This window comes from Citrobacter sp. L55, assembly GCF_002850715.1.
In the GTDB taxonomy this organism is placed as follows: Bacteria; Pseudomonadota; Gammaproteobacteria; order Enterobacterales; family Enterobacteriaceae; genus Citrobacter; species Citrobacter braakii.
Genome location: NZ_KZ559399.1, coordinates 655,364 through 679,613, shown reverse-complemented (window position 1 = coordinate 679,613; position 24,250 = coordinate 655,364). Strand labels below are relative to the sequence as shown.

Here is a 24,250-nt window from a genome sequence, read left to right as displayed (position 1 = left end):
TCAGTGTCAGTTCTGAATAATCTCAACCGTATGGTTTTGTCCATCATCCCGCAGCGGTATTCTGTCATCAGGGAGGAGAGCACCATCCAGTGTAACGCGATATTCTGCATCGCCGCGTGAGACACTAATCTGATAATGGCTTTCGCCATATTGATAAGTCATAGAAAAAGACGGCCACCCATCCGGCAACCGGGCATGAACCGTAAGGTCAGCACCGGAACGTTTTATCCCCAGTAATTCCTCGGTAAGTAAACGCCAGGCCCAGCCTGATGAACCGGTATACCAGCTCCATCCGGCACGTCCGATATGGGGAGCGACGCTGTAAACATCAGCGCTCATGACATAAGGCTCGGCTTTATAGATCCCGACTGAGTTCGCATTCAGAGTATGATTTATCGGGCTGAGCATGGACCAGAGTTGCCAGGCACGTTCGGCATTCCCCATTCGGGCAAATGCCATCACAGCCCAGATAGCGCCATGTGTATACTGCCCTCCGTTTTCCCGCACACCAGGCAGGTAGCCCTGTATGTAACCCGGATTTGGACCGTGCCCATCGAAAGGCGGTGTTAATAGTTTTATCAGTCCCCCCTCGCTATCCACAAGATGCTTATCCAGCGCCTGCATGGCCTTTGCGCACCGTCCCGGGCTAGCGGCCCCGGACAATACTGACCAGCTCTGGGCAATCGCATCAATCCGGCAATCCTGTGATGCTTTCGACCCCAGGGGAGTACCATCGTCAAAATATCCACGCCGGTACCATTCACCATCCCAGGCGTGGGCTTCGAGATTGCTTTGCAGGCGCACAGCCTGTGAACGGCACATTGAGGCGACGCTTTCATCCAGCCTGCGATCAGCCAGCGCCGCAAACCGCTGCAAAATATCGAACAGAAAGAAGCCCAGCCAGACGCTTTCACCCTTGCCGTCGATCCCCACCCGGTTCATGCCGTCATTCCAGTCACCCGCCCCCATCAACGGCAGACCATGCTCCCCGAACTGTTGTCCATACTTAATGGCTTTGACGCAGTGTAACCAGAGAGTCTCTTCGGTACCGCTGATCACCGGCGTATCATAGGCAGACTCTTCACCAGGCTGAAGCGGACGTCCCTCCAGATAAGGAATACGTGTTTCCAGTACATCCATATCCCCCGTCGTTTCAACATAGTGGCAAACGGCAAGCGGAAGCCACAGATAGTCATCGGAACAGCGGGTGCGCACCCCGTTGCCGTGTGGCGGGTGCCACCAGTGCTGTACATCACCCTCAATAAATTGCCGTGATGCACACAGGATTATCTGTTCTCGCATCCGGTTCGGATCAGCATGGCTCAGCGCCAGCGTATCCTGCAGTTGATCGCGAAAACCAAATGCGCCGCCGGACTGGTAGTAACCGCTGCGAGCCATCAGGCGGCAGGCTACCGTCTGGTACAATAGCCAGCCATTCACCAGTAAATTTACCGATGTGTCGGGGGTGTTAACCACGATTTTATCGAGCACATTGTGCCAGTGGTTGTGAACCCGGTTCAGCTCCTCGCGGACCGTCTCCTCATTCATATAACGGGCAAGCGTCTCCTGAGCTCGAATATGATTCTCCTCTGCGCCGAGGATAAAAATAAACGTCCTCTGATCGCCATCAATTAATGTTACCGCCGATTGTACTGCCCCGCAGGGATCCAGACCGGCGCCCGTTTTACCTGAAAGCCTGCGTAGCTTCATGACCGACGGGGCGTGCAGAGAACCATTACGACCGATAAATTCCCGGCGGTCCCCGGTCAACGAACAGTCATTACCGCTGACGGCAAAAAAGGCAGTACGACCGCTACCGTTATCACCATAAAAATTGTTCGCCAGCACTCCGCAGCCGCCAGGCGGTCTGGTCGCATGAGTCACAATGTGAGGGGCTGAGCGAGTTCGTGTTCCTCCGAGCGTCCACTCCACATAGCCGGTGACGGAAAGTTTGCGTGTCCGACCCGAAGAGTTACTGAGCGTCAGGAGCGCCAATTTAACCGGCGCCTCTTCGGCAACCAGAACCGTCAGCTCGCTGTCTATACCACTCTCTCGATGGGCAAACACGCTGTAACCAAAACCATGGCGGGTCAGGTAATCACCATGTCCGCGAACAGGTAAAGCCGTCGGTGACCAACACTCACCACTCTCTTCATCGCGCAGATAAAACGCCTCGCCGCTGCGATCGCTCACCGGATCGTTCTCCCACGGTGTCAAGCGGTATTCATGTGCATTCTCGTACCAGGAGTAGGCCTGTCCCGCCTCTGAAATCACAGTGCCAAAACGGGCATTTGCCAATACGTTTGACCAGGGAGCCGGTGTCTGCGCATCTTCCCGCAGGACAATCTGATATTCCCGACCATCCTGAGAAAATCCACCGTACCCATTGAAATGGCATAACTGACTGATATCGGGGCTCCAGTCCGTATGTTGATTACGCTCGCGCACAGCTCGTGGAATGAGTGCTCTGGCCTGAGGTTTAAGGGTGTGAGTACGCTGATTAAGCTGCTCATTGATACTGCCTGTGCGGTCATCAAGATAAAGACAGGCCACGCTCATCAAAAGCAACTTATCCTCAGCAGAGAGATGCTCGCCATTACGAACAAAAATACCGCCCGTTTTGTCCAGCAGGCTGGCTTCAGATCCGGCATAAATTAAGTCCATAATCTGATTTTGTAAGCCCTGCTGGTAGCCGCCGGGACTGTTATTCAGGATAACCAAATCAACATCCAGCCCTTTCTGTCTCCAGTAACGGTGCGCCTGAATCAGTGTGGTCACTGAGGCAATACTTTCCTCGCTGGTAATACTGAGAAGCACTATCGGCAGATCGCCTGAAATTGCCCAGCCCCACAGACCGGACTGACCACGCCGGTTGCGGCTGATCGCCTGGCCTTCGGCGCGCAGTTCCTGGACAGGGTAAAGCACCGCGCTGGCAAGACGATTAAACAAAGTGGCATCATCTTCACTGGCGTTCATCTGGCGTAATACCACCAGACTGTGAGACCAGGCCAGTTCAAAGACGCGATCAGCGATAGGGTAATCGCGGTATTTTTCCAGCAACGCCAGGCTCTGCTGGCGGGTTTCGCTGATGCCATAAATGATATCAATCGTGACCGGCTGCCCCGGCTGCAGAGTGATGGCGTGGCGTATTGCCAGGATCGGATCCAGCACTGACCCCGACGTATTGCTGAGCGCCCCGCCTGCCTTTATTGCCTGGGCATCCGCAGGGTTTCTGCCACGACCAAGAAATTTTGCCCTGTCTGTTTCAAACGAAACGTTATGACGGTTATCGCCATGCACCACCATCATGTGAAACAGGCAGGGACTCGCTTCACCCGGAGAACGCGGGCGCCGGTGGCAAAGAATAGCGTCACGCTCAGGATCCAGTTCCGTCTGAATAAACAAATTGCTAAATGCCGGGTGTGCCAGATCGCTGGCTTCAGGTGCCAGTACTACTTCGGCATAGGTTGTCAGTTCCAGAGAGCGAGGCTGGCGACCACGATGAATCAGTGTGAGCCGTCGCAACTCAATATCATCCTCCGGGGAGATCACAACCTGAGTTTTGACGCTGAGCCCATCGAAAGAGCGTCTGAATTCAGCACTCGCATCGGTGAATATCACTTCCTCGTCATGCCCGCTGGTGTGGGCTGTCGGTTGCCAGGTATTGCTCGACACATTCCCCGTCTGTATATCGCGGATATAGCAGAATGCTCCCCAGTTATCGCGGGTGGTATCACTGCGCCAGCGCGTGAGCGCAATATTATTCCAGCGACTGTAGCCGCCGCCGCCCGTGGTCAACATCAGATGATAATGGTTGTTGGACAGCAGTTGAATATCCGGGGCCGGCGTGTCCACGCCATAGAAAATACGGGGTTCATAGCGAACGGGTTTGACCCTGCCCTCATGAGATTCAAAATGACGGCGCGGACTGTACAGATCGACCGCATCCGGCACGCGTTCCTGTAACAGCAGGCTCGCTGAGCGGAAGACCGTACTGGACATGAAGCGTTCAGTCATCGGGGCGTCAAGTAGCACATGAGCCAGCGCCTGAAACGCCATGCCCTGGTGATGCGCCATCCAGGACTGAACCACCGCATAGAGCTGACCGGTTGCGAGGCGTGAGGGAGTATAGTCCAGCGCTTCATAAAAACCGTATTCACCATGTGCGCCATTTTTTTGCAGCCTGATCAGGTTCTCACAGGCTTTCTGTGGCGAGACCATTAACGCCAGCAGTGTGGCGTAAGGGGCGACAACCATGTCATCAGCAAGCCCCCTGCGCAGGCCGAGACCCGGCACACCAAATGCCTGATATTGATAATTATGCTGAACATCAAAAGCATGATAACCAGACTCTGAAACGCCCCACGGTACTCCGCGTTCTTTCCCCCAATGAATCTGGCGCATTACCGCCGACTGACTCATTTCATCGAGCAGGCTGCCAGGCCAGGTGGGCATTACCAGATTCGGCATCAGGTATTCAAACATTGACCCGCTCCATGACATCAGGGCTGTTTCATTGTCAATGGTGGTGAACAGTCGCCCCAGCGCGTACCAGCTTTTAAGAGGTAGCTGATTAGTGGCAATGGCAAGAAAGCTGGTCAGGCGGATTTCAGACGGCAGAAGATCGTAGTGGCTTTTGTCAGGCATATTCGTGTCACAGTTATAGCCAACACTGAGCAGACTGGTTGCTTCGCTGTACAGAAAGGCGAAATCCATCCGGGCATGCTCATCCAGCCGTTGTTCAAGTTCAGTGATAATATTGAGTCGCATCCGTGCCTGCTCCGTCGCTGACGCCGGGGGGGTTCCTACACCAGTAAATGTTGCGCGCGCAAGCTCGCATAAAGTCGGCAGCGTCTGTTCGTTCCAGGATGCAGGTAACCAACCAAGCAGCAGCGACCACTCATGGCAAAGCTGAACCAGTTGATGCTCCAGATGTCCTGCCCAACGCATCTGAAGAGGAGATCCCTGATGGCATAGCGTGTTCAGGTGATTGCACTGGGTGCGCATATTTTTCAGCTCGCTGAAAAATGTCTGCGGAGAGAGCGACACCGCGCTCAGGCAGTGTTTTCGCAGCAACCGCAAGCTGTCAGGCGGGTTCTGACCCCACTGTTTTTCCAGAATATCCAGCGTATCGTTGAGTCCTGCCAGTATCTGTTGGCTGTTTAGAACTGGCTGATGACGCATGGCGGACAGCCCTGCACGCAGTGTCAACAAATGCCCTGCCATGTTGCCGCTGTCAACGCTTGAGATATAGCGTGGGCTGAGGGGGGCCAGCGTACGAGTGTCATACCAGTTGTAGAGATGGCCCCGGTAGTGCTCCATTTTATCCATTGTGTCGAGCGTGAGCGACACGCGCCGGAGCACTTCCCCGCCGGGCAGGTAGCCAAAGTCCCATGCCGTCAGGTTAGCCATGAGGGAAAGGCCAATATTGGTAGGAGAAGTTCGATGGGCCACCGTCGGCTGCGGTATTTCCTGGTAGTTATCAGGCGGAAGCCAGTTCTCTTTTTCTGTGGCAAAGGTTTCAAAAAACGCCCAGATTTCACGGCTTGTTTGGCGCAACAGCTGTTTTTGTTCCGGATTGGGCGAAAACACCTTACGCGCAGGCTGGCGACTCAACCAGCTCATCAGCAGCGGTGCCACACACCATAACAAACCGATCGGCAACGCAATCCCCAGCAGTTGTGGAGCAAATTGTCCGGTCAGTATTATCAGCATCACACCACATGCAACATTCAGCCACATCGCCTGATAAAAAAGCGCGACAGTGGGTCCGGCCTGATTGCTGTCCTGGCTGTGGCTGACCCACTGGCTGAGGTGACGCCTGCTGATCCCCAATCGCCATAACGTCACGGCGATTGCTTTTAGCGAATATCCGGCTTCGTGCGGCAGTATCGCAAAATTAAGGCCGATACCTGACAAACGCTTCAGCGCGCCCGCCCCTACCAGTAACAGATGCGGCTTCAGGCGGCGACGCAGAGGTTTATGCAGCAGGTCATGGGTGATGCAGAGGATGGTTGGCAACAGCCATATCAGCGACAGTACGCCCAGCCAGTAAACCGGATTAGGTACCCCTAGCAGGGTGAAGAACAGCAATACCAGTAATGAGGGGGCGACCAGACTGCGACGCAGATTATCGAGTAATTTCCAGTAAGAAAGCGCGGTCAGCGGATTCCTGGTCCGGGTTCCATCGGCTCTTCTGACACGTGGTTTCAGCCAGTTAAGCAGTTGCCAGTCACCCCGGATCCAGCGTGAACGGCGTGCAACATCCGACAGATAATTATTCGGGTACTGTTCATAGAGTAACACCTCACTGAGCAGACCCGAACGTGCATAGCATCCTTCGAGTAGATCATGGCTGAGAACCAGGTTTTCCGGGCAGGTGTTGGCCGTGGCCTGCATAAAAATGTCAACATCGTAAATCCCTTTGCCCACGAACGATCCTTCCCCAAAAAGATCCTGATAGATATCCGAAGACATCATCGAATAGGGATTATTGCCCGGTATGCTGCTGCGCATGGCGGCGTAACGTCCCTGACCGTTGCGTGGTATCTCCTCCGCAAGGCCGGGTTGTAAAATGCCAAATCCTTTGATAACCCTCTGGCGTACCGGATCATACTCTGGCGTATTCAGCGGATGCGCCATCGTCGCGACCAGTTTGTGCGCCGTATCGCGCGGCAGCACCGTATCACTGTCCAGGGTAATGACGTATTTAATTTGGCCCGGTAAAAGGTTAGCAGGCATGTCTGCAACGCTGACGAATTGTGTCCCCGGATGGCGCAACCAGCTGTTCAGTAACGCCAGTTTTCCCCGCTTGCGTTCATAGCCCATCCACGTTCCTTCCGCGGGGTTCCATTCAGGCTGGCGGTGTAGCAGGTAAAAACGTGGGCGGCTGGAGGGATAGCGGCGATTCAGCGCCTGCGTATCGGCGATCGCCTGTCTGAGCAGCATCTGGCTTTCCGGCGAGGGTTCATTTGCAGAATCAGCGAAATCAGTGAGCAGCGCAAACCTGAGATTTTCGTTTTCATTCCCCAGCCAGCAGACTTCAAGACTGGTGAGGAGTTGGCTGAAACTTGCGTGGCTGGTCAGCATGCAGGGGATGACTAACAGGGTGGCGCTGTCAGGGGGAATGCCGGTTGAGAAATCCATCCGCGGCAAGGGGCGAGGAACGCGAAAACGGGTGGTGGCGTCACTGAGTAAATCGCTCATCAACTGAGTTACAGCGATAATCAGAGGGAATATCACCGCGATTAACAGCCAGTCTGCGCCCTGCATGGCTGTTTCGTGCAAAATTGCCGCGGTCATTGCGGTTGTCAACAACGCCAGGCTTCCAAGCCATGACAGCAGGGTTATTCTGTTGAAACTGTGCCGCAAGCGCATGAGCCTTGAGGTGTCTGCTAACAGATGAATTTCCAGCGCCTGCCGACCTTCGCCTGCGAGATAATAACCAACATGATGTTCCAGTGTATCCGGAGCACTGTTTCCTGAAAGCGTCAGCACCCTGTCAGCAACTTCAGGCTCGCTGAGACCACTGTCTCTGGCCAGGACCTCAACAACGTGCCGGTAATGATCCCGGGTATTGAAGTGCATCCGAGGATAGATACCGGCAGGATCATTGCGTAATGCCTGTTCGACGACACTTATCGTTTCGGCGAAATCAGCCCAATCCGTTTCACTCAGTAATCGCAGACCCGCGATACTGTTACTGACAGATAGCTGGCTGGCGGCAAGCTGTTGATTGAAATTATGTATGAGAACGTCGGTGGTGATCCCCTGTTCCCGAAGGCACTGATCAACCCAGGTCAGAGGTAACGACAGCGCATTGCCATGCCCCTGCAGGCGCCGCACCAGCTCTGCGACAAACGCACTGGTTAACGTAGGTCGGGAGCGTGCCATATCGGCAACCACCATGATTAAATCGCCAGGGGCATTCTCTGCACATCCGAAAATCTTTGTTATCCACATATCAGCCAGCGTTCTGTCCTGCTGCGCTTTGATCACTTCGATACTGATACGACGAAGATTTTCAATCAGCGCCAGGCGCAGCATTCCCGGTAACGCCCAGACTTCACCTAATGTCAGCGGGGTCACCTGTTGATAGGCGGTGAGATAGCTGGTCAGGCTGGCAGCATCCCAGCGCCCGTCACCGTGAGCAATGGCCTCTGATGCAATATTGTAAATTCGTGGGCAATTCAGCGGCGACATCAGCGACGGGAGACCTTTACCAAAGCTTTTCGGCAAGTGCTGGCGGACAGTGCGGATTTGTTCCTCAATCAGATAATAATTGTCCAGCAACCACTCCCCGGCAGGCATGATGCTGGTCTTTTTACCCGCGTTAAGCTCATAACAGCTTTGGGTAATGATGGCCTCATTCTCGCCGAGTCTTTTTAGAAGATAATAAGGATGTTTATCCGGCGATAATTTATGGGTCCGTGCGAGCTTCTGACCGTAGCGTTCCATCTGGGCGGTCGAAAAGAGTTCTGACTGCAGAGTGCTTTCACCGGCAGGATCGTTCGCCGAAAACGTTACGCTTTCGGTAGCATTCATCGGAATATGGGAGCGGTTAAACCACGCCCTGGGGTTCATTTTCATAGCATTGCTCTGATGCAGAGTTAGCATGCAGGAGCAGTTGCGAAATCAGTTCAGAAACGTTCTCTCAGGATGGGCGTAAGGCATCAGGGATTTAACAGCTGCCGGGATTTGACTTAAGTATAGAACACCGGGTTTAGGTGCAACTAAGTGTCAGGGTTATCGTGGTGAAACAAACAGTGTTTTACAGCCAGGGCACAGCATTGTCTGCTTAAGGCGAATTTTAGAAATAGATTGGGATGAACGTAAGCCGCAGGCCGGGCAGATGACAGTAGTCGTCGATACGCCACCGAGGTACTTCATTGCGTAATCGATGAGAGACATGATGATTACCCTTTCGATGAATGAGATTCACTGTACCACGTTTGGATAAAATTTAACCATTTAATTTATCTTCCTATTTTTTATCCAAAAGGGAATATCACAGGGTAGGTGAAGACGTTTGCCAAGATAGATATTTGCAGCCACAGGGGCCGTTGAGACCGTTGATCCGCCACTCTTGGATACGGCTCCCTGCAGTCCGCTCTGGTATACAATGACCCGCTTCGATATTTTTCCGGGAAATACTATGATATTTACCCTGAACTTTTCCTTTATGCCTTAGTCTAATAATCAAATCCATCTGAAATGAAGAAAATTTATGATTACCGGCCTTTCATTGGTATTTACCGTCATTACCGCTCTGTGCATTATGTTGTTTGCTGCGGTAAAAGTAGGAGTTGGGTTATCTAACAATCCCGACCGAAATGATAATTAACCCATTCGCAGGCTACTACGTCATCCCACTCCCCTCAATGTGATACACACTGACCACGAAATTTCCGACAAGTGCATTCCCTGCCCTGAGCCAGCAGTAGCCCGATAGCGCGGGCTGGCATCGGAAAGGCCCCATTAAAAAGTCAGGACTTATCTCTATGATTAAAAATGAAGGTTTTGACAACATCCAAATTTTTTGACAGCAATAAAAAAGCATTACCTTTTAAGATAATGCTTTTCATTCAAGCTGGGTTTTTAACGATTAGATCAATGTAATTTTAATATCATAGCTTTCAAGCCCAGTCATTTTTTCACGAGCAGTAAACTGGATGTCGGAAACTTCTTTTCCTGTCTTTTTTTTGAGTTCAACAATTTTTTTTGTAATGAATTCAGAAATATCCGCTTCAGTTTTTGTTTTTAACTCTTCGACGTTCATTATTTACCTCTCTTGATCTCTAACGTATCAACGTCAAGTATGTAACATTCCCCGTGGAGCACTTATAACAGCGCTGACATGTTTAAAAGATAGAATGGAAAGACTCAATAATCAAGAGGTTGCAGTACAATCTTCATACAAGAAAAGCGCAAAACATCTGCAAACCACTGGACTACTATCTCGGTCGGTAAAGAAACAATCAGATGTCACTTCAAAAGCTTCGATGCTGCCTCGAGAATCTCTTCGGAACTGACATCGCGATCAGAGGCAACATAAACTATTTTATGGTCTCCTGTCAGAGATGGAAATCCTGCTGACATCACGGACAGGTGTGCTTTTTCCCCATTGGGAAACTCACGCATTATCGAAGTAATTCCCTTCATTACGGATACAACAACTGCCGGTTCTGAGTTAAAAAAAACGATTACTTTTTTCATAATGATACCGTGATGGTTCGTACAGAGATGAACGGTTTAGCATACAAAAAAGGCTCCATAAGGAACCTGAACTTTATTTTCTAAAATTTAACGAAGACTGACCAGAACGAATGTATAGCGCAACATTGTCAAATGTAATCATTATCGATTTGCAAAAAATACATTTTGCTCCAAAAGGATTTTTTTCAGTAACATCAAAGCTCGACGTTCTGTACTGAGATCCGTGGCAACACGGGCATCTGAAGTGAATATGATGTGTAATAACAGTTACCTTATACAACCACGACATTAACTGCTGAGGGGCCTTTAGGTCCCTGTTCAACACTAAACTCAACTTCCTGATTCTCATTCAGCGTCTTGAAATCATTACTCTGGATAGCAGAAAAGTGTACAAACACATCTTTACTGCCATCTTTAGGGGTGATAAACCCAAAACCTTTTTCAGGATTGAACCATTTAACTAAGCCAGTCATTTTATTAGACATAATTATTACCTTTCTTGAGTAAGCCCTTGGGCAGAATGGTCCGAAAAAAATCATCAGAGAGAGAAGCTAGCAAGGAAATCTCAACAGGAACAAGAAATAAAATTATTACAGCGACTGCTTTAGATAAATTCGTTACAAACCAAGAATTCATTAACGCATGATTAACCAAACATAGCAAGATTTAGTTTTATAGGGAAATCGCACATGATTCTTATCAAAAAAATGAATTTAAATAGCTTAAATCGAAAATTATGTCATGCTGCTTAAGACCTTTATCTATCACCCTAAGTTTTCAGGGATTTTGACTCACGGAAGAGTCGTATTTCCTCCATCTCAGCATAATATTTAGCGTCTACCACGAAATTTCCGAGCATGTCAGAGAGGATTACAACTTCAGCTCAGGCTGTTTTGCTTTTGGCAGGAACGGCAAGATTTCCGGTGTGCTTTGCGGCATTCAGGCGGCGGGCAAGCTTTGTTGCATCGGTGTGCAGCTGGCAAAGAGTGACAGACAGGATAGAAAAAGCCGCATATGGCTGCCTGGGTTATATTTATCAGTAGATTGATCGCGTCTTAATGCCCGGCTGACACTAAGCTCACCATAACAATGCAAGAATCCTATTGTTGGTGCAAACGCACCGTCATAGCGCATCACTGAAACAATATGAAACAATCAAACAATCAATGCCCATGCTTTTTTGTTTGTTGTTGACATTTAAATCTGCCATTAATTAGGAACCGAATCTGTGGAGGATATTTATGCTCAAACTTTTCCATTACCATTCTCAATACTGGATATTTCTCGCACTTGCACTTTCTGTTTACGTAGTTGCTTTTCGATAACACATGAATAGGTTGTGTACTGCTTCCATCTAATGTAGCCAGAACTTATATCTCATGAGCTTTGGTCCGGGCCTTAGCTCATCAAAGTGCATATGTTATAAATATAATGATACCGTTGCTGATATAAAGCCGTGCACAGAAACCATCTGACCTGTTTTGCTTAGCCTTATAACAACCTGTAAAAGAAAACGTTTTAAACATGCTAACCAGTATTTTGGAAGTCCACAACTTTTTAATATCTGTCAAAGTCAACATGTTGAATTTAAGTCATGGGCCACTCAATATGTGTAGAACCGCTTACCACCATAATGGCAAATCCAAAGATAATGTGGGTATTAAAAATTACGTCTTCTTTCGCTACTGCATTAGCAATTGATTAACAATAACCTATATCAGGTATCGCCCTCCTTTTTTATAAGTTAAAAAAGTAAGACGAGATTATTTTTTCAGTGTATATCTGAACATCCTCTATAATTCTGTCTATGTTAAAGATTTTAACCAATGAAAAACAATATTTTTTCCATTGAACGGAATAAACCGATAAGTCCTTTAGAACTTAAGATTTACCGCAACTATCGTGTAGTTCATGGGATCCGTATTGCTTTAGCATTTGTTATAACTTTCTTACTGATAAGAATGTTGAATTTACCAGACCACTCCTGGCCCCTGATTACACTGGTTGTGGTCATGGGACCAATTAGTTACATGGGCAATGTGATACCCAGGGCACTTGAACGTATGGCGGGAACTGTAGGGGGTGCGATTTTGGGGATCATCGCATTACACATTGAAATGTACTCTCTCACTATGATGATGCTGTGGTGTGGATGCGCAGCTTTCCTTTGTGGTTTTCTGGCCATGAGTAAACGTCCCTATGCCGCATTATTGATTGGTATCACGCTAGCGGTTGTCAGCAGCGCTCCTGCAGGAGACTTACAAACAGCATTGTGGCGAAGCACCAACATTATTATAGGATGCATTCTGGCGATGTTGTTTACCAGCATTTTTCCCCAAAGAGCATTCATTAACTGGCGTATACAACTTGCTGACTTTCTTTCTGATTATCTAAAAATAACAACTGCGGGAGTCTCCCGAAACGTTCTTGCGCCCCCGAGAATGGCCAAACTTCAAACGCGAGCGCTGAATAATGTAGTAAAAATGCGCAGCCTTATTACACCAGTAAATAAAGAAACAAAGATTGCGAAGAGTCTACTTGAAGATATTCAATCGATAACCCGCGATATGATAGCGGCGCAAAAATTTCAGATAAATGCCCACTGGGCATCTCGTGGCTGTCGATTTCTCATATTGAATACTCATACGCTGTCAGATATGGAACAAATGACCCGTAGCACCCTCAACACCCTCGCACATGCCTTGCATGAAGGAAACCCAACGCCGATAGCATCAAATAGCGAGCATCTTCTCGAAATTACTAAAGAGTTGCATTGTCTTTTACTCGCCAATGAGGGCGAGGAAATCATTGAAAGCGCCGTTCACGGATATGTCTGGTTGAGCATTCAACTTGCTATCCAACTTGAAGCACTATCAACCCTAATCACAAAAGCGCTTACAGAAAATAATTAATTTCAATGTCAATCGACAAATATGTAATCATTATTGCCTCACACCGTCCAGATATCACAACCTAGCTTTTAGTAATGAAAAAGGCCCATTCTATTGTGTGGGCCAGAAAAGAAGAGTTTTGCACTACCAGGCTGGATGCCTCTCAGTAGGTCTTTGATTGAGAAACCATAATCCGTGAGCACCGTAGGTGATTTATAACTCGTTTACAGAACAGATTTTTTCCTGATAAATATCAATATTTCTCTTATCTCATCGGCCTTTTGACCGTGCAAGGCATGACTTTTCCGTTCGAGCAAATCAATGATATTCCCTGTCGTAACCCTTTTGCCATTTTCAAGTAGCTGGATAACTGTTTCACCAATTTCCTGGGCCATAATATGGTTTTGTATGATTCTCAATGCGTTGCCCTTTATGTGGTTATTAGTAATACCGTTACACATCAGACATGATGTTAAAAGCAAAACAAAAAATACAATTCTTTGCCCAACTTACTTGTATGTTGCACGGATAACCCTGAAATGACAAAACCCCGTTAGAACGAGGTTTTTATTCATGGTGTAACCATAGAGGATCAAACCCTCGTCTCCTGCAAGTTCAAAAGTCGCCCGCTCAATTCGATGAGGTAGTAGCTGACTGACGGCCCTTGTTGGACTTAAACCAGTGCCTGGCAATGATAATGAATCTTGCCGCCTTAACTGGAAGGTCAGAGCCAAATGTTACTTTCGCAACACCTGTTCATTTGATTTACTGGAAATATATGGCGCATAGTTATCTGGTGTGATCATTGATGATTTACAAAAAATACACTTTGCACCAAAGGGATTTTTCTCAGTCACATCAAAATGGGAAGTTCTGTACTGTGACCCATGACAACAAGGGCACTTAAAATAAATATGGTCGGTCATGATGTTAGCCTTTATTTGCTACAACACTCACTACCGCAGTGATATCCAAAAGATCTATTTAACTAATAATTTCTCTTGATTTTCAGTATCAGGTTACAACTCACTATTAAAAGCAATAAAAAATAAATATTTCTTATCAGTTCACATGAGGAATCTAAAATAATATAATTTTCTTTATATTATAGCACCAGCGATTTTTGGGATGTTGTTAGCTTTTACGAATGCACTTAAGCGTGCAAGAAAAACTACAGAGGTAAAACAACAAATGACATTTATAAAATAATCATTTCAACTGTTCTACCCAATAATTAGACTCAGACATCTGTTCAGCTTTATGTTGACAGATGTTGAGTTTCTGAAAAACCAATATATCTACTCAGGCATTCACCGTCTTCGCTATCGTATATTGGTTTACATCAGGAAAAATATCAGGCAGCTACAACGTTTTCAGCTGACGGCCCTTTTGCACCAGCAGTAATGCTGAACTCAACTTTTTGGCCTTCATTCAGCGTTTTGAAGCCACCACTCTGAATAGCAGAGAAGTGTACAAACACATCTTTACTACCATTGTCAGGGGTAATAAAACCAAAACCTTTAGACTCGTTAAACCATTTTACTAAACCAGTCATTTTATTAGACACAGGTAATTCCTTAAATTCTATGTAGCCTTACGGCGAAAAGGGCTTCGCACACAATCTAATTAGTAACGATAAGAAGGCTCAAAAGAAAGGATTATCTGTGGATAACGCTTGAGATGAGAACTGCTTTACTAAACCGCTTTAATGGGTCTGTGTACCTAACCAACCCCTCATTAATCACACACCCCACAAACAATAGCAAGTTATTTTTTCATTTAATTTTTCGCAAAATCTTAGAAATGGAAACTGAGACAGCATAATCAATGAGTTCTGTTCACCAGCAATAACATACAGCCGGTCGTCCCCTGGATAACGAAAAATAAAATAGAATATATTTATCAGTTACTTAAAGGAAAGCCCGTTTCAATCCCTAAAAATCCAGCAACGAATTTTCGTGCTATTTTTCGCAGTTCAGGAAATTAAAGCAACAAAGAAAATCATTTCATCCAACCAGTAAATTCTGAAACAGCCATAACATTTACAAAACTATGCTCCTTTTGTTTCATATCAGTGTATTATCAGAGAAGGAAAATTAAAAAAATTGAAGGAGAAAAAATGCAACGACAGGCAATGATTTCATCAAAAATAAAATTTATTGGTTACTACCCATTAGAAAAGATTCTGGAGATAGGGTTCGTAAATTCTTCAACTTTCCAGTATGTGGGCGTTCCAGAAAGCATCTATAACTCTTTTCTCACAGTGCAATCTAAAGGCCGTTTCTTTGACGGTGTCATTAAAGGTAAATTCTTGTGTCGTAAAACAGGGTGATTCAAGAAATTTACGCTGTAGATAGCGTAAAACGCCGTTCTGGTGTTTTCTGTTTTTTGTTACCACCGGGCCAGGAAATTGATATCCAAAAAACCACTATTCCCGTCAATTTCGTTACCCTTCGTTAAGCATGCTCCCTGCAGCGTTCACAGGTTTCAAACACTGGGACGCCATGCTCTTTCGTGGCTTTGCAGTCAAGTACCTCCCCTTTACCACCACAGCGGTAGCGTGCGCTAATTGTTCCCTGAACCGATTGCTATACCGCCACTCGCAGTCAGGAATGGGTAAAGCGGGTCATTTAAATGGCCTTTTTTTCCCGATCATCCTAAAAATTGTTGTAAAATTCGCGGCCTTAGTGATAGCTGCTTCTTTTTGGCTATCTGTTTTGGCGGGAAGTTTTGGAGAGATTTTGGAGAAGAGAAAAAGTTGATTATTTTCAATACTCTGAAAACATCGCGCCTTCTGAACAAGAAGGTGAAACGCGAATGATCGGTCGGCTGCTCAGAGGCGGTTTTATGACCGCCATCTACGCGTATCTGTATATTCCAATCATTATTTTGATTGTGAACTCCTTTAACAGCTCGCGCTTTGGCATCAACTGGCAGGGTTTTACCACCAAATGGTACGGCCTGCTGATGAACAACGACAGCCTGCTACAGGCAGCGCAACACTCGCTGACGATGGCGGTGCTATCCGCCACGTTTGCCACGCTGATCGGCTCACTCACAGCGGTTGCACTGTACCGCTACCGTTTTCGCGGTAAACCGTTTGTCAGCGGCATGCTGTTCGTGGTGATGATGTCGCCGGATATCGTAATGGCGATTTCTTTGCTGGTGCTGTTTATGCTGATCGGCATTCAACTGGGTTTCTGGTCACTGCTGTTCTCGCATATCACTTTTTGTCTACCTTTTGTGGTGGTGACGGTTTACTCACGTCTGAAAGGTTTTGATGTACGAATGCTTGAAGCCGCCAAAGATCTCGGCGCCAGTGAAGTGACTATTCTGCGCAAGATTATACTGCCTCTGGCAATGCCTGCAGTGGCTGCCGGCTGGTTGCTGAGCTTTACGTTGTCGATGGATGATGTCGTCGTGTCGTCCTTCGTTACCGGGCCTGGTTATGAAATTTTGCCGTTAAAAATCTACTCAATGGTAAAAGTCGGCGTATCACCAGAGGTGAACGCGCTGGCGACCATTTTGTTAGTTCTGTCGCTGGTTATGGTGATTGCCAGCCAGCTTATTGCACGTGATAAAACCAAGGGCCGCTAAGGCCCTTAATTCAGGGGACGTTAAATGATGAAAAAATGGTCACGCCACCTGCTCGCGGCGGGTGCTCTGGCACTGGGCATGAGCGCCGCTCACGCTAATGACAACAACACGCTCTATTTCTATAACTGGACCGAGTATGTCCCGCCTGGACTGCTGGAGCAGTTCACCAAAGAGACCGGCATTAAGGTTATCTATTCGACCTACGAGTCGAACGAAACCATGTACGCCAAGCTCAAAACCTATAAAGACGGCGCATACGATCTGGTGGTTCCGTCCACCTATTACGTCGATAAAATGCGCAAAGAAGGCATGATCCAGAAGATCGACAAGTCGACGTTGACCAACTTCCACAACCTCGATCCGGAAATGCTCAACAAGCCATTCGACCCCAACAATGACTACTCTATCCCGTATATCTGGGGTGCGACGGCCATTGGCATCAATAGCGATGCCATCGACCCGAAAACAGTAACCAGCTGGGCCGATCTGTGGAAACCGGAGTACAAAGGTAGCCTGCTGTTAACGGATGATGCGCGTGAAGTGTTCCAGATGGCGCTGCGCAAGCTGGGATACTCCGGCAATACCACCGATCCTAAAGAGATTGAAGCCGCCTATAACGAATTGAAGAAGCTGATGCCTAACGTCGCGGCATTTAACTCTGACAACCCGGCCAACCCGTATATGGAAGGCGAAGTCAATCTGGGGATGGTGTGGAACGGCTCCGCGTATGTTGCGCGTCAGGCAGGTACACCGCTGGAAGTGGTATGGCCGAAAGAAGGTGGGATTTTCTGGATGGACAGCCTGTCTATTCCAGCAAACGCAAAAAATAAAGAAGGTGCGCTGAAGCTGATTAACTTCCTGCTGCGCCCGGACGTGGCGAAAGAAGTCGCGGAAACCATCGGTTATCCGACGCCAAACCTGGCAGCACGTAAGCTGTTAAGCCCTGAAGTCGCGAACGATAAAACCCTCTACCCTGATGCAGAAACCATCAACAAAGGGGAATGGCAGAACGATGTCGGTTCCGCCAGCGCTATCTATGAAGAGTATTATCAGAAGCTGAAAGCAGGACGCTAATTCAGCGTTGTAAGGAATGCCCGATAGCGCTGCGCGTATCGGGCATAAAAATCACAGTCCTTTCAATAATTTCTCAACAAACTCAGGCACCACCTGGCTTGCCGGACCGTAATACTTCTCTTCAAACTCGCTTCCTACCTGGCTCGGTTCGAGATTTAGCTCTACCGTATGCGCCCCATGTAGTCGAGCTTCATGCACAAACCCCGCTGCCGGGTATACATGGCCCGATGTACCAATCGCAATGAACACGTCGGCCATTGCCAGTGCCATATAAATTTCATCCATGCCCAGCGGCATTTCACCAAACCACACCACGTGCGGGCGCAGCGGCGCCGGAAACTGGCAACAATGGCATTTATCTTCCGCAGTCACATCGCCAGTCCACTCCAGAATCTGCCCGCTTTGCGAACAGCGAACCTTGAGCAGTTCGCCGTGCATATGGATTACGTTCTGGCTGCCCGCACGTTCATGCAGGTTATCAATGTTCTGCGTCACCAGTAAAAAACGGTCGCCCAGCTCGGCTTCGAGTTTTGCCAGCGCGATATGCGCCGCGTTAGGCTGGATTTCTGATTGTTGCAACTGATGACGACGGGCGTTATAAAACGACTGGACCAGTTGCGGATTACGACTAAATCCTTCCGGAGTCGCAACGTCCTCTACCCGATGTTCTTCCCAGAGACCATCCGCCGCGCGAAAGGTTCGAATTCCTGACTCAGCGGAGATTCCCGCTCCCGTCAGTACCAGCACTCTTGGTTTTTCCATCAATTCAGGCACCACTCTGTCTCTGAAAAAGATTCGTTGACGCAGGCGATCGCGCATATGGCGTTTATTTTTACGAAAGCGGCTTAACCGATGACCCCGGCGCGACAGCATAACAACCTCTTTGTATTAATCGGTAAGATGTAGGAAAGCGGCTCCGCGCATCCCGCCCGCATCACCGTGTCGCGCCTGCTCAATACGCGGCACCCGGGCAACCGGCAGCAGATGACGTGGCAGTCGGTCCGCCAGTTGCGTCGTAATAGCGGTAAAATTCGACAAGCCTCCGCCAATCACCACCAAATCAGGATCGACGATAGTCAGGATATTCCCAAGGCACACCGCCAGCAAATCCAGATAGCGTTCAACATGGGCACGTGCTTGTTCATCACCCTGCTCCCACAGCGCGATAATTTCACGGGCATCCAGCGATTGATGGTAGTAATGCTGATACAACCACGCAAATCCACCGCCGGAAAGATAGCTTTCGATGCATCCCAGTTGACCGCACCCGCAGCGGCGCAATGGGAAATCAAAGCCCATCAACGTCAGCGCATCGACTGGCAAACGGATATGACCAAACTCGCCGGTGATATAGCTGCGCCCGGTGATAGATTTCCCGTTAAGCACCAGACCACCGCCAACACCGGTGCCGAGGATCAACCCCATCACGAGTGGATATTGGGTGAACTCGTCATCCCAGGCTTCGGAAAGAGCAAAACAGTTAGCATCGTTATCCAGACGCACATCGCGGTCAAGGCGAGCGCTGAGATCGGCGCGGAGCGGCTTACCACTGGCAGCAGGAACGTTGGCCGCATACAGCGTGCCGTCTTCCGTTTCCGGCATGCCAGGAATGCCGATGCCTACCGAACCTTTAACGCCGAACCGCTGGTCCGCTTCCGTCACCAGATTGCAGACCGCATCAAGGAAAGCGTCATAGCTGTCGCGAGGCGTAGGGACGCGAGTTTCCCATTGCAAACGACGTTGCTTATCAAACACGCCCAGCGCAATTTTGGTCCCGCCGATGTCAAATCCGTAATACATCACCGCTCCTTGATACACGTCATCCTTCAAGATGCCTTGGGGTCGGCTGCGCCCTCACCCTCCAGTCACATCGTTATCTATGCTCGTGGAGATTTCGGTTTGCCGCCTTACCGCCGCATGAATGCTTTCGTGTATATATTGTTATTGGCCGCTAAGTACTCTCGCAGGATCAATATTGCTGGCGCGACGCGCCGGATACCAACTTGCCAAAAGACTCAGCACGAGTGCTGTCACCAGCACGTAAATCACATCCAGCCAGTGTAATTCCGATGGCAGGAAGTCAATGAAATAGATATCGCCGGACAGGAACTGATGGCCGATAAGAGCTTCAATCCCGTTAATGATCGGCGTCAGTTGCAGCGAGACAACTACCCCAATGACGACGCCTATCAGGCTACCGAACAGCCCCGCCAGCAGGCCGTACCAGACAAAAATGGCACGGATAAGGCCATCTTTAGCCCCCAGGGTTCTTAATACCGCAATATCGCCGCTCTTGTCTTTTACCGCCATCACTAACGTGGAAACGATATTAAAACAGGCCACGCCAATCACCAGCACCATCGCCAGATACATAATGGCGCGGATCATCTGGATATCGCGATACATATAACCGTAAGTACCGATCCAGCTCTTAATGTACACATAGTTATTGGTGACTTCACCCGCGTCTCGCACCAGCTTATTGGCGTTAAACACGTCGTTCACTTTCAGCGCGATCCCGGAAACGCTGGATCCCATATCCAGGTATTGCTGCGCATCTTCCATTGGGATCATGGCAAAACTGTGATCGAGCTGACCGCTCAGTTGCAGGATCCCCGTGACGTGCAAACGCACGCGTTTAGGCTGCTGTAACTTATGATCCGCACTGGCGTTAGGGATCATAATCGATACCCAGTCGCCCTGCTTCACCTTCAGCGCATCGGCAATTCCCTTACCAATAATGATTTGTTGCTCACCCGCTTTGAAATTATCCCATGCGTGGTTTTGCACAAACGAGGGTAGCGCGCTTAAACGCTGCTCCTGCTGCGGATCAACGCCCTTCACCTGCACTGCGCGTAGGTTCGCCCCACTCTCCACCAGCCCGGTAAAGTTAATATAAGGCGCCGCAGCGGCAATGCCTGGTACCTTCTGTACCTTGTCGAGCGCTTCCTGCCAGTTATTCCACGGCTGATTCACGGCTTCAATCTCACCGTGCGGCACCACGGCCAGAATACGGTTGTTAAGCTCACGCTCAAATCCGTTCATGGCGCTTAAGCCGACGATCAACACCGCTACGCCCAACGCAATGCCAACGGTGGAAATCACGGAAATCAGCGAGACCATGCCGCCGCGCCGCCGACCACGGCTAAAACGCAAACCAATCAATAACGATAAAGGCGAAGCCATTACTCAGCTCCCATCAGGCTCAGTTCAGCCGTCAGGCGACCATCGCGCATTTCAAGCTGGCGGCTCATGCGCTTCGCCAGTTGCAGATCGTGTGTCACCACCAAAAATGCCGTGCCCTGAGAGCGGTTCAGCTCACCCAGAAGCTCGAAAATGCTGTCCGCGTTACGCGCATCAAGGTTACCCGTTGGCTCATCCGCCAGTACCAGGCGCGGGTTATTCACCAGCGCACGAGCAATGGCCACGCGCTGGCGTTCACCGCCTGACAGTTCAGACGGGCGATGGCTGGCACGATGGTCCAGCCCTACTGCTTTCAGCATATCCCGTGCGCGCTCGGTGATTTCAGCCGGTTTTTTCTTGCCGATCAGCAACGGCATCGCCACGTTTTCCAGCGCGGTAAAGTCCGGCAGCAGATGGTGGAACTGATAAATGAAGCCCAGCTTCTGATTGCGCAGTTCCGCTTTCGCCGCCGACGAGAGTTTGCTCATCGGCTGACCGCTAAAAATGACATCGCCGGAAGTTGGCGTATCCAGCCCGCCTAACAGATGCAGCAACGTACTCTTACCGGAACCGGAGCTGCCGACAATAGCCATCATCTCACCTTCACCGACGCAAAAACTGACATCGTGCAGTACATCGGTCTGCACTGTGCCTTCCTGATAGCGTTTGCACAGGTTGTCGCATTGCAACAGGATCTTATTCATAACGTAAAGCCTCAGCGGGTTGAGTGGCGGCAGCGCGCCAGGAAGGATAAAGCGTAGACAGCAGCGCGATGGCCATCGCCACCAGCGCAATGACGATAACCTGCAGCGGCTCAATGGCGACCGGCAGCGCAGCCCCATCCAGAAGCACACCGATAATTGGCATCAGGTTGTTCAGTTGACTGGCGAGTAATGCGCCCAGCACCGCACCCAGCAGCGCGCCGATAATCCCGGCACTGGCCCCCTGCACCATAAACACCATCATTATCTGCCGCGGCGTCAGCCCCTGCGTTTGTAGAATCGCCACTTCCCCTTGCTTCTCCATTACCATCAGACCCAGCGAGGTAATAATATTAAATGCCGCCACCGCCACGATCAGGCTAAGCAGCAGCCCCATCATGTTTTTCTCCATACGCACGGCCTGGAACAATTCCCCTTTGCGCTCGCGCCAGTCCTGCCATTTGGTACCTTGCGGCAGCGTTTGCTGGCTCAGCGTATCAACCTTTAACGGTTCGTTGAGCCACAGACGCCAGCCGGTAATATTGCCCACCGGGTAACGCATCAAACGTGACGCATCCTGGATGTTGGTCAGCATCTGGTAGCCGTCGACTTCGCTGTTGGCGGCGAAGGTGCCAATTACCGTAAACAGACGCTGGCTCGGCAGACGCCCCATGGGGGTAAACTGGCTGGCTGAGGGCACCATCACGCGAATTTGATCGCCACGATTAACACCCAGTTGCCCGGCAAGCTGCTCTCCGAGGATGACATTATACTTACCCGGCTGCAGATCTGTTTGCTTCACATTGACCAGATATGGCGTTAATGGATCTTTTTGCGCCGGGTCAATACCCAGCATCACGCCGACTGCCACGCTACGCGCACTTTGCAGTACCACATCCCCCGTGGTTATCGGTGCAACGCGGTTGACGCCGTTCAACACCACCGCTTTTTCCGGTAGCTGTTGCGGGTTTAGGGAACCCTGTTCAGACGAGAGGACGGCCTGAGGCATCAGGCCAAGAATATTGTTTTGCAGCTCGCGCTCGAAACCGTTCATCACCGACAACACCGTAACCAGCGCCATTACCCCGAGAGTAATGCCAATGGTGGAGAGCCAGGAAACGAAGCGACCGAAGCGATCTGCTGCACGCCCACGCATATAACGCAGGCCGATGAATAGAGCGACAGGTTGGTACATGAAATCCGTCTGGTTGCTGTTAGCAAAGTCACGAGTATATAAGCGAAAGCGGAATGGGTAAATGACTGAACCGTAAGTGTTCGTCAGCACTATTCTTAAAAGTATAAATAAATCAAACCGCTAAAGTTGTCCCTCTTCCCTACAACCCCGATCCCTGACCTTTATCCTAAAAAAACAAAATGCAGACAGTTACGCATTACAGCGCACAGCGGGTTGCGCAGGATGGCAGGCTATTGCAATCAATATGGATGCGCCGTCTCAATGAATAAAAAAGAACTATGGATTAATCAAATCAAGGGGTTATGCATTTGCCTGGTGGTGATTTACCACTCGGTGATCACATTTTACCCGCACCTCACCACTTTTCAGCATCCACTGTCAGAGGTGTTGAGCAAATGCTGGATTTACCTCAATTTGTACCTGGCACCGTTTCGCATGCCGGTGTTTTTCTTTATTTCGGGGTATCTGATCCGTCGCTACATCGATAACGTCCCGTGGACAACCTGCGTGGATAAACGGATCTGGAGTATCGCCTGGGTGCTGGTGCTTTGGGGAGTGGTGCAATGGCTGGCGTTGGTGGCGCTCAATAACTGGCTCGCCCCGCAGCGCGATCTGACCCATGCCGCCAACGCCGCTTATGCGGATTCGATTGCGGGTTTTACCCACGGGATGCTGACCGCCAGCACCAGCCTGTGGTATCTGTACGCACTGATTGTCTATTTTGTTCTGTGTAAAATTTTCAGCCGTTGGGCGATACCGTTGTTAGCATTATTTGTGGCGCTGAGCGTGGCGATCAATTTTTTCCCGACCCCGTGGTGGGGAATGAACAGCGTGATTCGCAATTTGCCCTGGTATAGCCTCGGCGCATGGTTTGGCGCAACGCTGATGGCGTGGATCAAGGAGGTGCCCCTGCGCCGTCATGCGGTCATTGTTCTGGGTAGCACAATCGTCGCCGTCGTCGCGTGGCTGGCAAATGTCTCGCTATTGCTTTCTCTCCTTTCCATTGTGCTGATCATGAAGCTGTTTTATCAGTTCGAGCGCCACTTTGGCATGCGCGCGTCCAGTCCGTTAAGCGTGATTGGCGCCAATACCATCGCCATCTACACCACACACCGTATTCTGGTTGAGCTGTTCAGCTTAACGCTTATCCCCAAAATCAATCATGCCGCCTGGCCTGCATACGCGGAGCTGGCCCTGCTACTGGTGTATCCGTTCGCCTGTCTGCTGCTGTGCACCCTGTTTGGCCTGCTGGTACGTAAGATTTCACAAAAAACCGTGGCCGATCTGCTCTTTTCCCCGCCCTCTTTATCGCTCGCCTCGCGCTAACCCCTACGCGCTTTTTGCCCCCATTCGGGGGCGAATCAATTTGCTTATGAGAAACGATCACGGATAAT

The 24,250-nt window shown here is 49.5% G+C and carries 20 protein-coding genes and 1 pseudogene; 6 read left to right on the top strand and 15 right to left on the bottom strand.

Going from position 1 to position 24,250, the window contains the following annotated elements; genetic code table 11:
• Positions 1–6: 6 nt before the first annotated feature.
• Positions 7–8,589: a GH36-type glycosyl hydrolase domain-containing protein gene (locus tag B9P82_RS03335; protein WP_101699931.1), complete on the bottom strand. Its 8,583-nt coding sequence runs from the start codon at positions 8,587–8,589 to the stop codon at positions 7–9.
• A gap of 156 nt (positions 8,590–8,745) precedes the next feature.
• On the bottom strand, positions 8,746–8,910 hold the full coding sequence (locus tag B9P82_RS28820) for a YnfU family zinc-binding protein (RefSeq protein ID WP_175299807.1): 165 nt from the start codon (positions 8,908–8,910) through the stop codon (positions 8,746–8,748).
• A 316-nt stretch (positions 8,911–9,226) separates the two neighbouring features.
• Between B9P82_RS28820 and B9P82_RS29350 the strand changes: the two genes are divergently transcribed.
• Positions 9,227–9,343 carry a YnaM/YnfT family protein gene (locus B9P82_RS29350; protein ID WP_371412077.1) on the top strand — a complete coding sequence of 39 codons (117 nt, stop codon included), beginning with the start codon at positions 9,227–9,229 and terminating at the stop codon, positions 9,341–9,343.
• Between the two features lie 261 nt (positions 9,344–9,604).
• Here B9P82_RS29350 and B9P82_RS03330 read toward each other — a convergent pair whose 3' ends face one another.
• The 4 genes from B9P82_RS03330 to cspG form a co-directional block, all read right to left on the bottom strand.
• Positions 9,605–9,778: a GnsA/GnsB family addiction module toxin gene (locus B9P82_RS03330; RefSeq protein ID WP_016152691.1), complete on the bottom strand. Its 174-nt coding sequence runs from the start codon at positions 9,776–9,778 to the stop codon at positions 9,605–9,607.
• A 206-nt stretch (positions 9,779–9,984) separates the two neighbouring features.
• Complete coding sequence (locus B9P82_RS03325) at positions 9,985–10,215, bottom strand: hypothetical protein (protein WP_019076503.1); 231 nt, start codon at positions 10,213–10,215, stop codon at positions 9,985–9,987.
• Positions 10,216–10,288: 73 nt separating this feature from the next.
• Positions 10,289–10,477 carry a cold shock small protein YmcF gene (locus tag B9P82_RS03320; protein WP_101700008.1) on the bottom strand — a complete coding sequence of 63 codons (189 nt, stop codon included), beginning with the start codon at positions 10,475–10,477 and terminating at the stop codon, positions 10,289–10,291.
• Positions 10,478–10,487: 10 nt separating this feature from the next.
• Positions 10,488–10,700, bottom strand: coding sequence for a cold shock protein CspG (gene cspG, locus B9P82_RS03315; RefSeq protein WP_016152690.1), 213 nt, complete (start codon positions 10,698–10,700; stop codon positions 10,488–10,490).
• Between the two features lie 1,341 nt (positions 10,701–12,041).
• On the opposite strand from cspG, the gene B9P82_RS03310 reads away from it, so the two are divergent.
• Positions 12,042–13,127, top strand: a complete 1,086-nt coding sequence (locus B9P82_RS03310) for an FUSC family protein (protein WP_075847125.1) — start codon at positions 12,042–12,044, stop codon at positions 13,125–13,127.
• A gap of 203 nt (positions 13,128–13,330) precedes the next feature.
• Here the strand turns inward: B9P82_RS03310 and B9P82_RS03305 are convergent, their stop codons facing one another.
• The 3 genes from B9P82_RS03305 to cspA all read right to left on the bottom strand — a co-directional run bounded on the left by B9P82_RS03305 (position 13,331) and on the right by cspA (position 14,673).
• Positions 13,331–13,501 (bottom strand): hypothetical protein, encoded by a 171-nt coding sequence (locus tag B9P82_RS03305; RefSeq protein WP_230852500.1) that lies wholly within the window; start codon positions 13,499–13,501, stop codon positions 13,331–13,333.
• A gap of 342 nt (positions 13,502–13,843) precedes the next feature.
• On the bottom strand, positions 13,844–14,032 hold the full coding sequence (locus B9P82_RS03300) for a cold shock small protein YmcF (RefSeq protein ID WP_094761497.1): 189 nt from the start codon (positions 14,030–14,032) through the stop codon (positions 13,844–13,846).
• A 428-nt stretch (positions 14,033–14,460) separates the two neighbouring features.
• Positions 14,461–14,673: a transcription antiterminator/RNA stability regulator CspE gene (gene cspA / locus B9P82_RS03295; protein ID WP_005127641.1), complete on the bottom strand. Its 213-nt coding sequence runs from the start codon at positions 14,671–14,673 to the stop codon at positions 14,461–14,463.
• A 552-nt stretch (positions 14,674–15,225) separates the two neighbouring features.
• Here cspA and B9P82_RS03290 point away from each other — a divergent pair.
• Entirely contained in the window at positions 15,226–15,438 is a 213-nt protein-coding gene (locus tag B9P82_RS03290) for a KTSC domain-containing protein (RefSeq protein WP_016152687.1), read from the top strand.
• Between the two features lie 139 nt (positions 15,439–15,577).
• Here B9P82_RS03290 and B9P82_RS03285 read toward each other — a convergent pair.
• Positions 15,578–15,685: pseudogene (locus B9P82_RS03285) on the bottom strand (antitermination protein); the annotation flags it as partial.
• 238 nt (positions 15,686–15,923) lie between these two features.
• Between B9P82_RS03285 and potC the strand changes: the two are divergent.
• The gene (gene potC / locus B9P82_RS03280) at positions 15,924–16,703 is read left to right on the top strand and encodes a spermidine/putrescine ABC transporter permease PotC (RefSeq protein ID WP_003030794.1); all 780 of its coding nucleotides are present in this window, start codon (positions 15,924–15,926) and stop codon (positions 16,701–16,703) included.
• A gap of 27 nt (positions 16,704–16,730) precedes the next feature.
• Positions 16,731–17,777, top strand: coding sequence for a spermidine/putrescine ABC transporter substrate-binding protein PotD (potD, locus tag B9P82_RS03275; protein ID WP_029139492.1), 1,047 nt, complete (start codon positions 16,731–16,733; stop codon positions 17,775–17,777).
• A gap of 51 nt (positions 17,778–17,828) precedes the next feature.
• Here potD and cobB read toward each other — a convergent pair whose 3' ends face one another.
• The 5 genes from cobB to lolC all read right to left on the bottom strand — a co-directional run bounded on the left by cobB (position 17,829) and on the right by lolC (position 22,856).
• Positions 17,829–18,650: a Sir2 family NAD+-dependent deacetylase gene (gene cobB, locus B9P82_RS03270; RefSeq protein ID WP_016152685.1), complete on the bottom strand. Its 822-nt coding sequence runs from the start codon at positions 18,648–18,650 to the stop codon at positions 17,829–17,831.
• A 15-nt stretch (positions 18,651–18,665) separates the two neighbouring features.
• Positions 18,666–19,577 (bottom strand): N-acetylglucosamine kinase, encoded by a 912-nt coding sequence (nagK, locus tag B9P82_RS03265; RefSeq protein ID WP_016152684.1) that lies wholly within the window; start codon positions 19,575–19,577, stop codon positions 18,666–18,668.
• A gap of 141 nt (positions 19,578–19,718) precedes the next feature.
• Complete coding sequence (gene lolE, locus B9P82_RS03260) at positions 19,719–20,963, bottom strand: lipoprotein-releasing ABC transporter permease subunit LolE (protein ID WP_016152683.1); 1,245 nt, start codon at positions 20,961–20,963, stop codon at positions 19,719–19,721.
• The gene (gene lolD / locus B9P82_RS03255; RefSeq protein ID WP_003832278.1) at positions 20,963–21,664 is read right to left on the bottom strand and encodes a lipoprotein-releasing ABC transporter ATP-binding protein LolD; all 702 of its coding nucleotides are present in this window, start codon (positions 21,662–21,664) and stop codon (positions 20,963–20,965) included. The genes lolE and lolD overlap by 1 nt, the downstream gene beginning before the upstream one ends.
• Positions 21,657–22,856, bottom strand: a complete 1,200-nt coding sequence (lolC, locus tag B9P82_RS03250; protein WP_003030806.1) for a lipoprotein-releasing ABC transporter permease subunit LolC — start codon at positions 22,854–22,856, stop codon at positions 21,657–21,659. Before lolC ends, lolD begins: the two co-directional genes overlap by 8 nt.
• Positions 22,857–23,117: 261 nt before the next feature.
• On the opposite strand from lolC, the gene B9P82_RS03245 reads away from it, so the two are divergent.
• Entirely contained in the window at positions 23,118–24,182 is a 1,065-nt protein-coding gene (locus tag B9P82_RS03245; RefSeq protein ID WP_101699930.1) for an acyltransferase family protein, read from the top strand.
• Positions 24,183–24,250 lie beyond the last annotated feature (68 nt).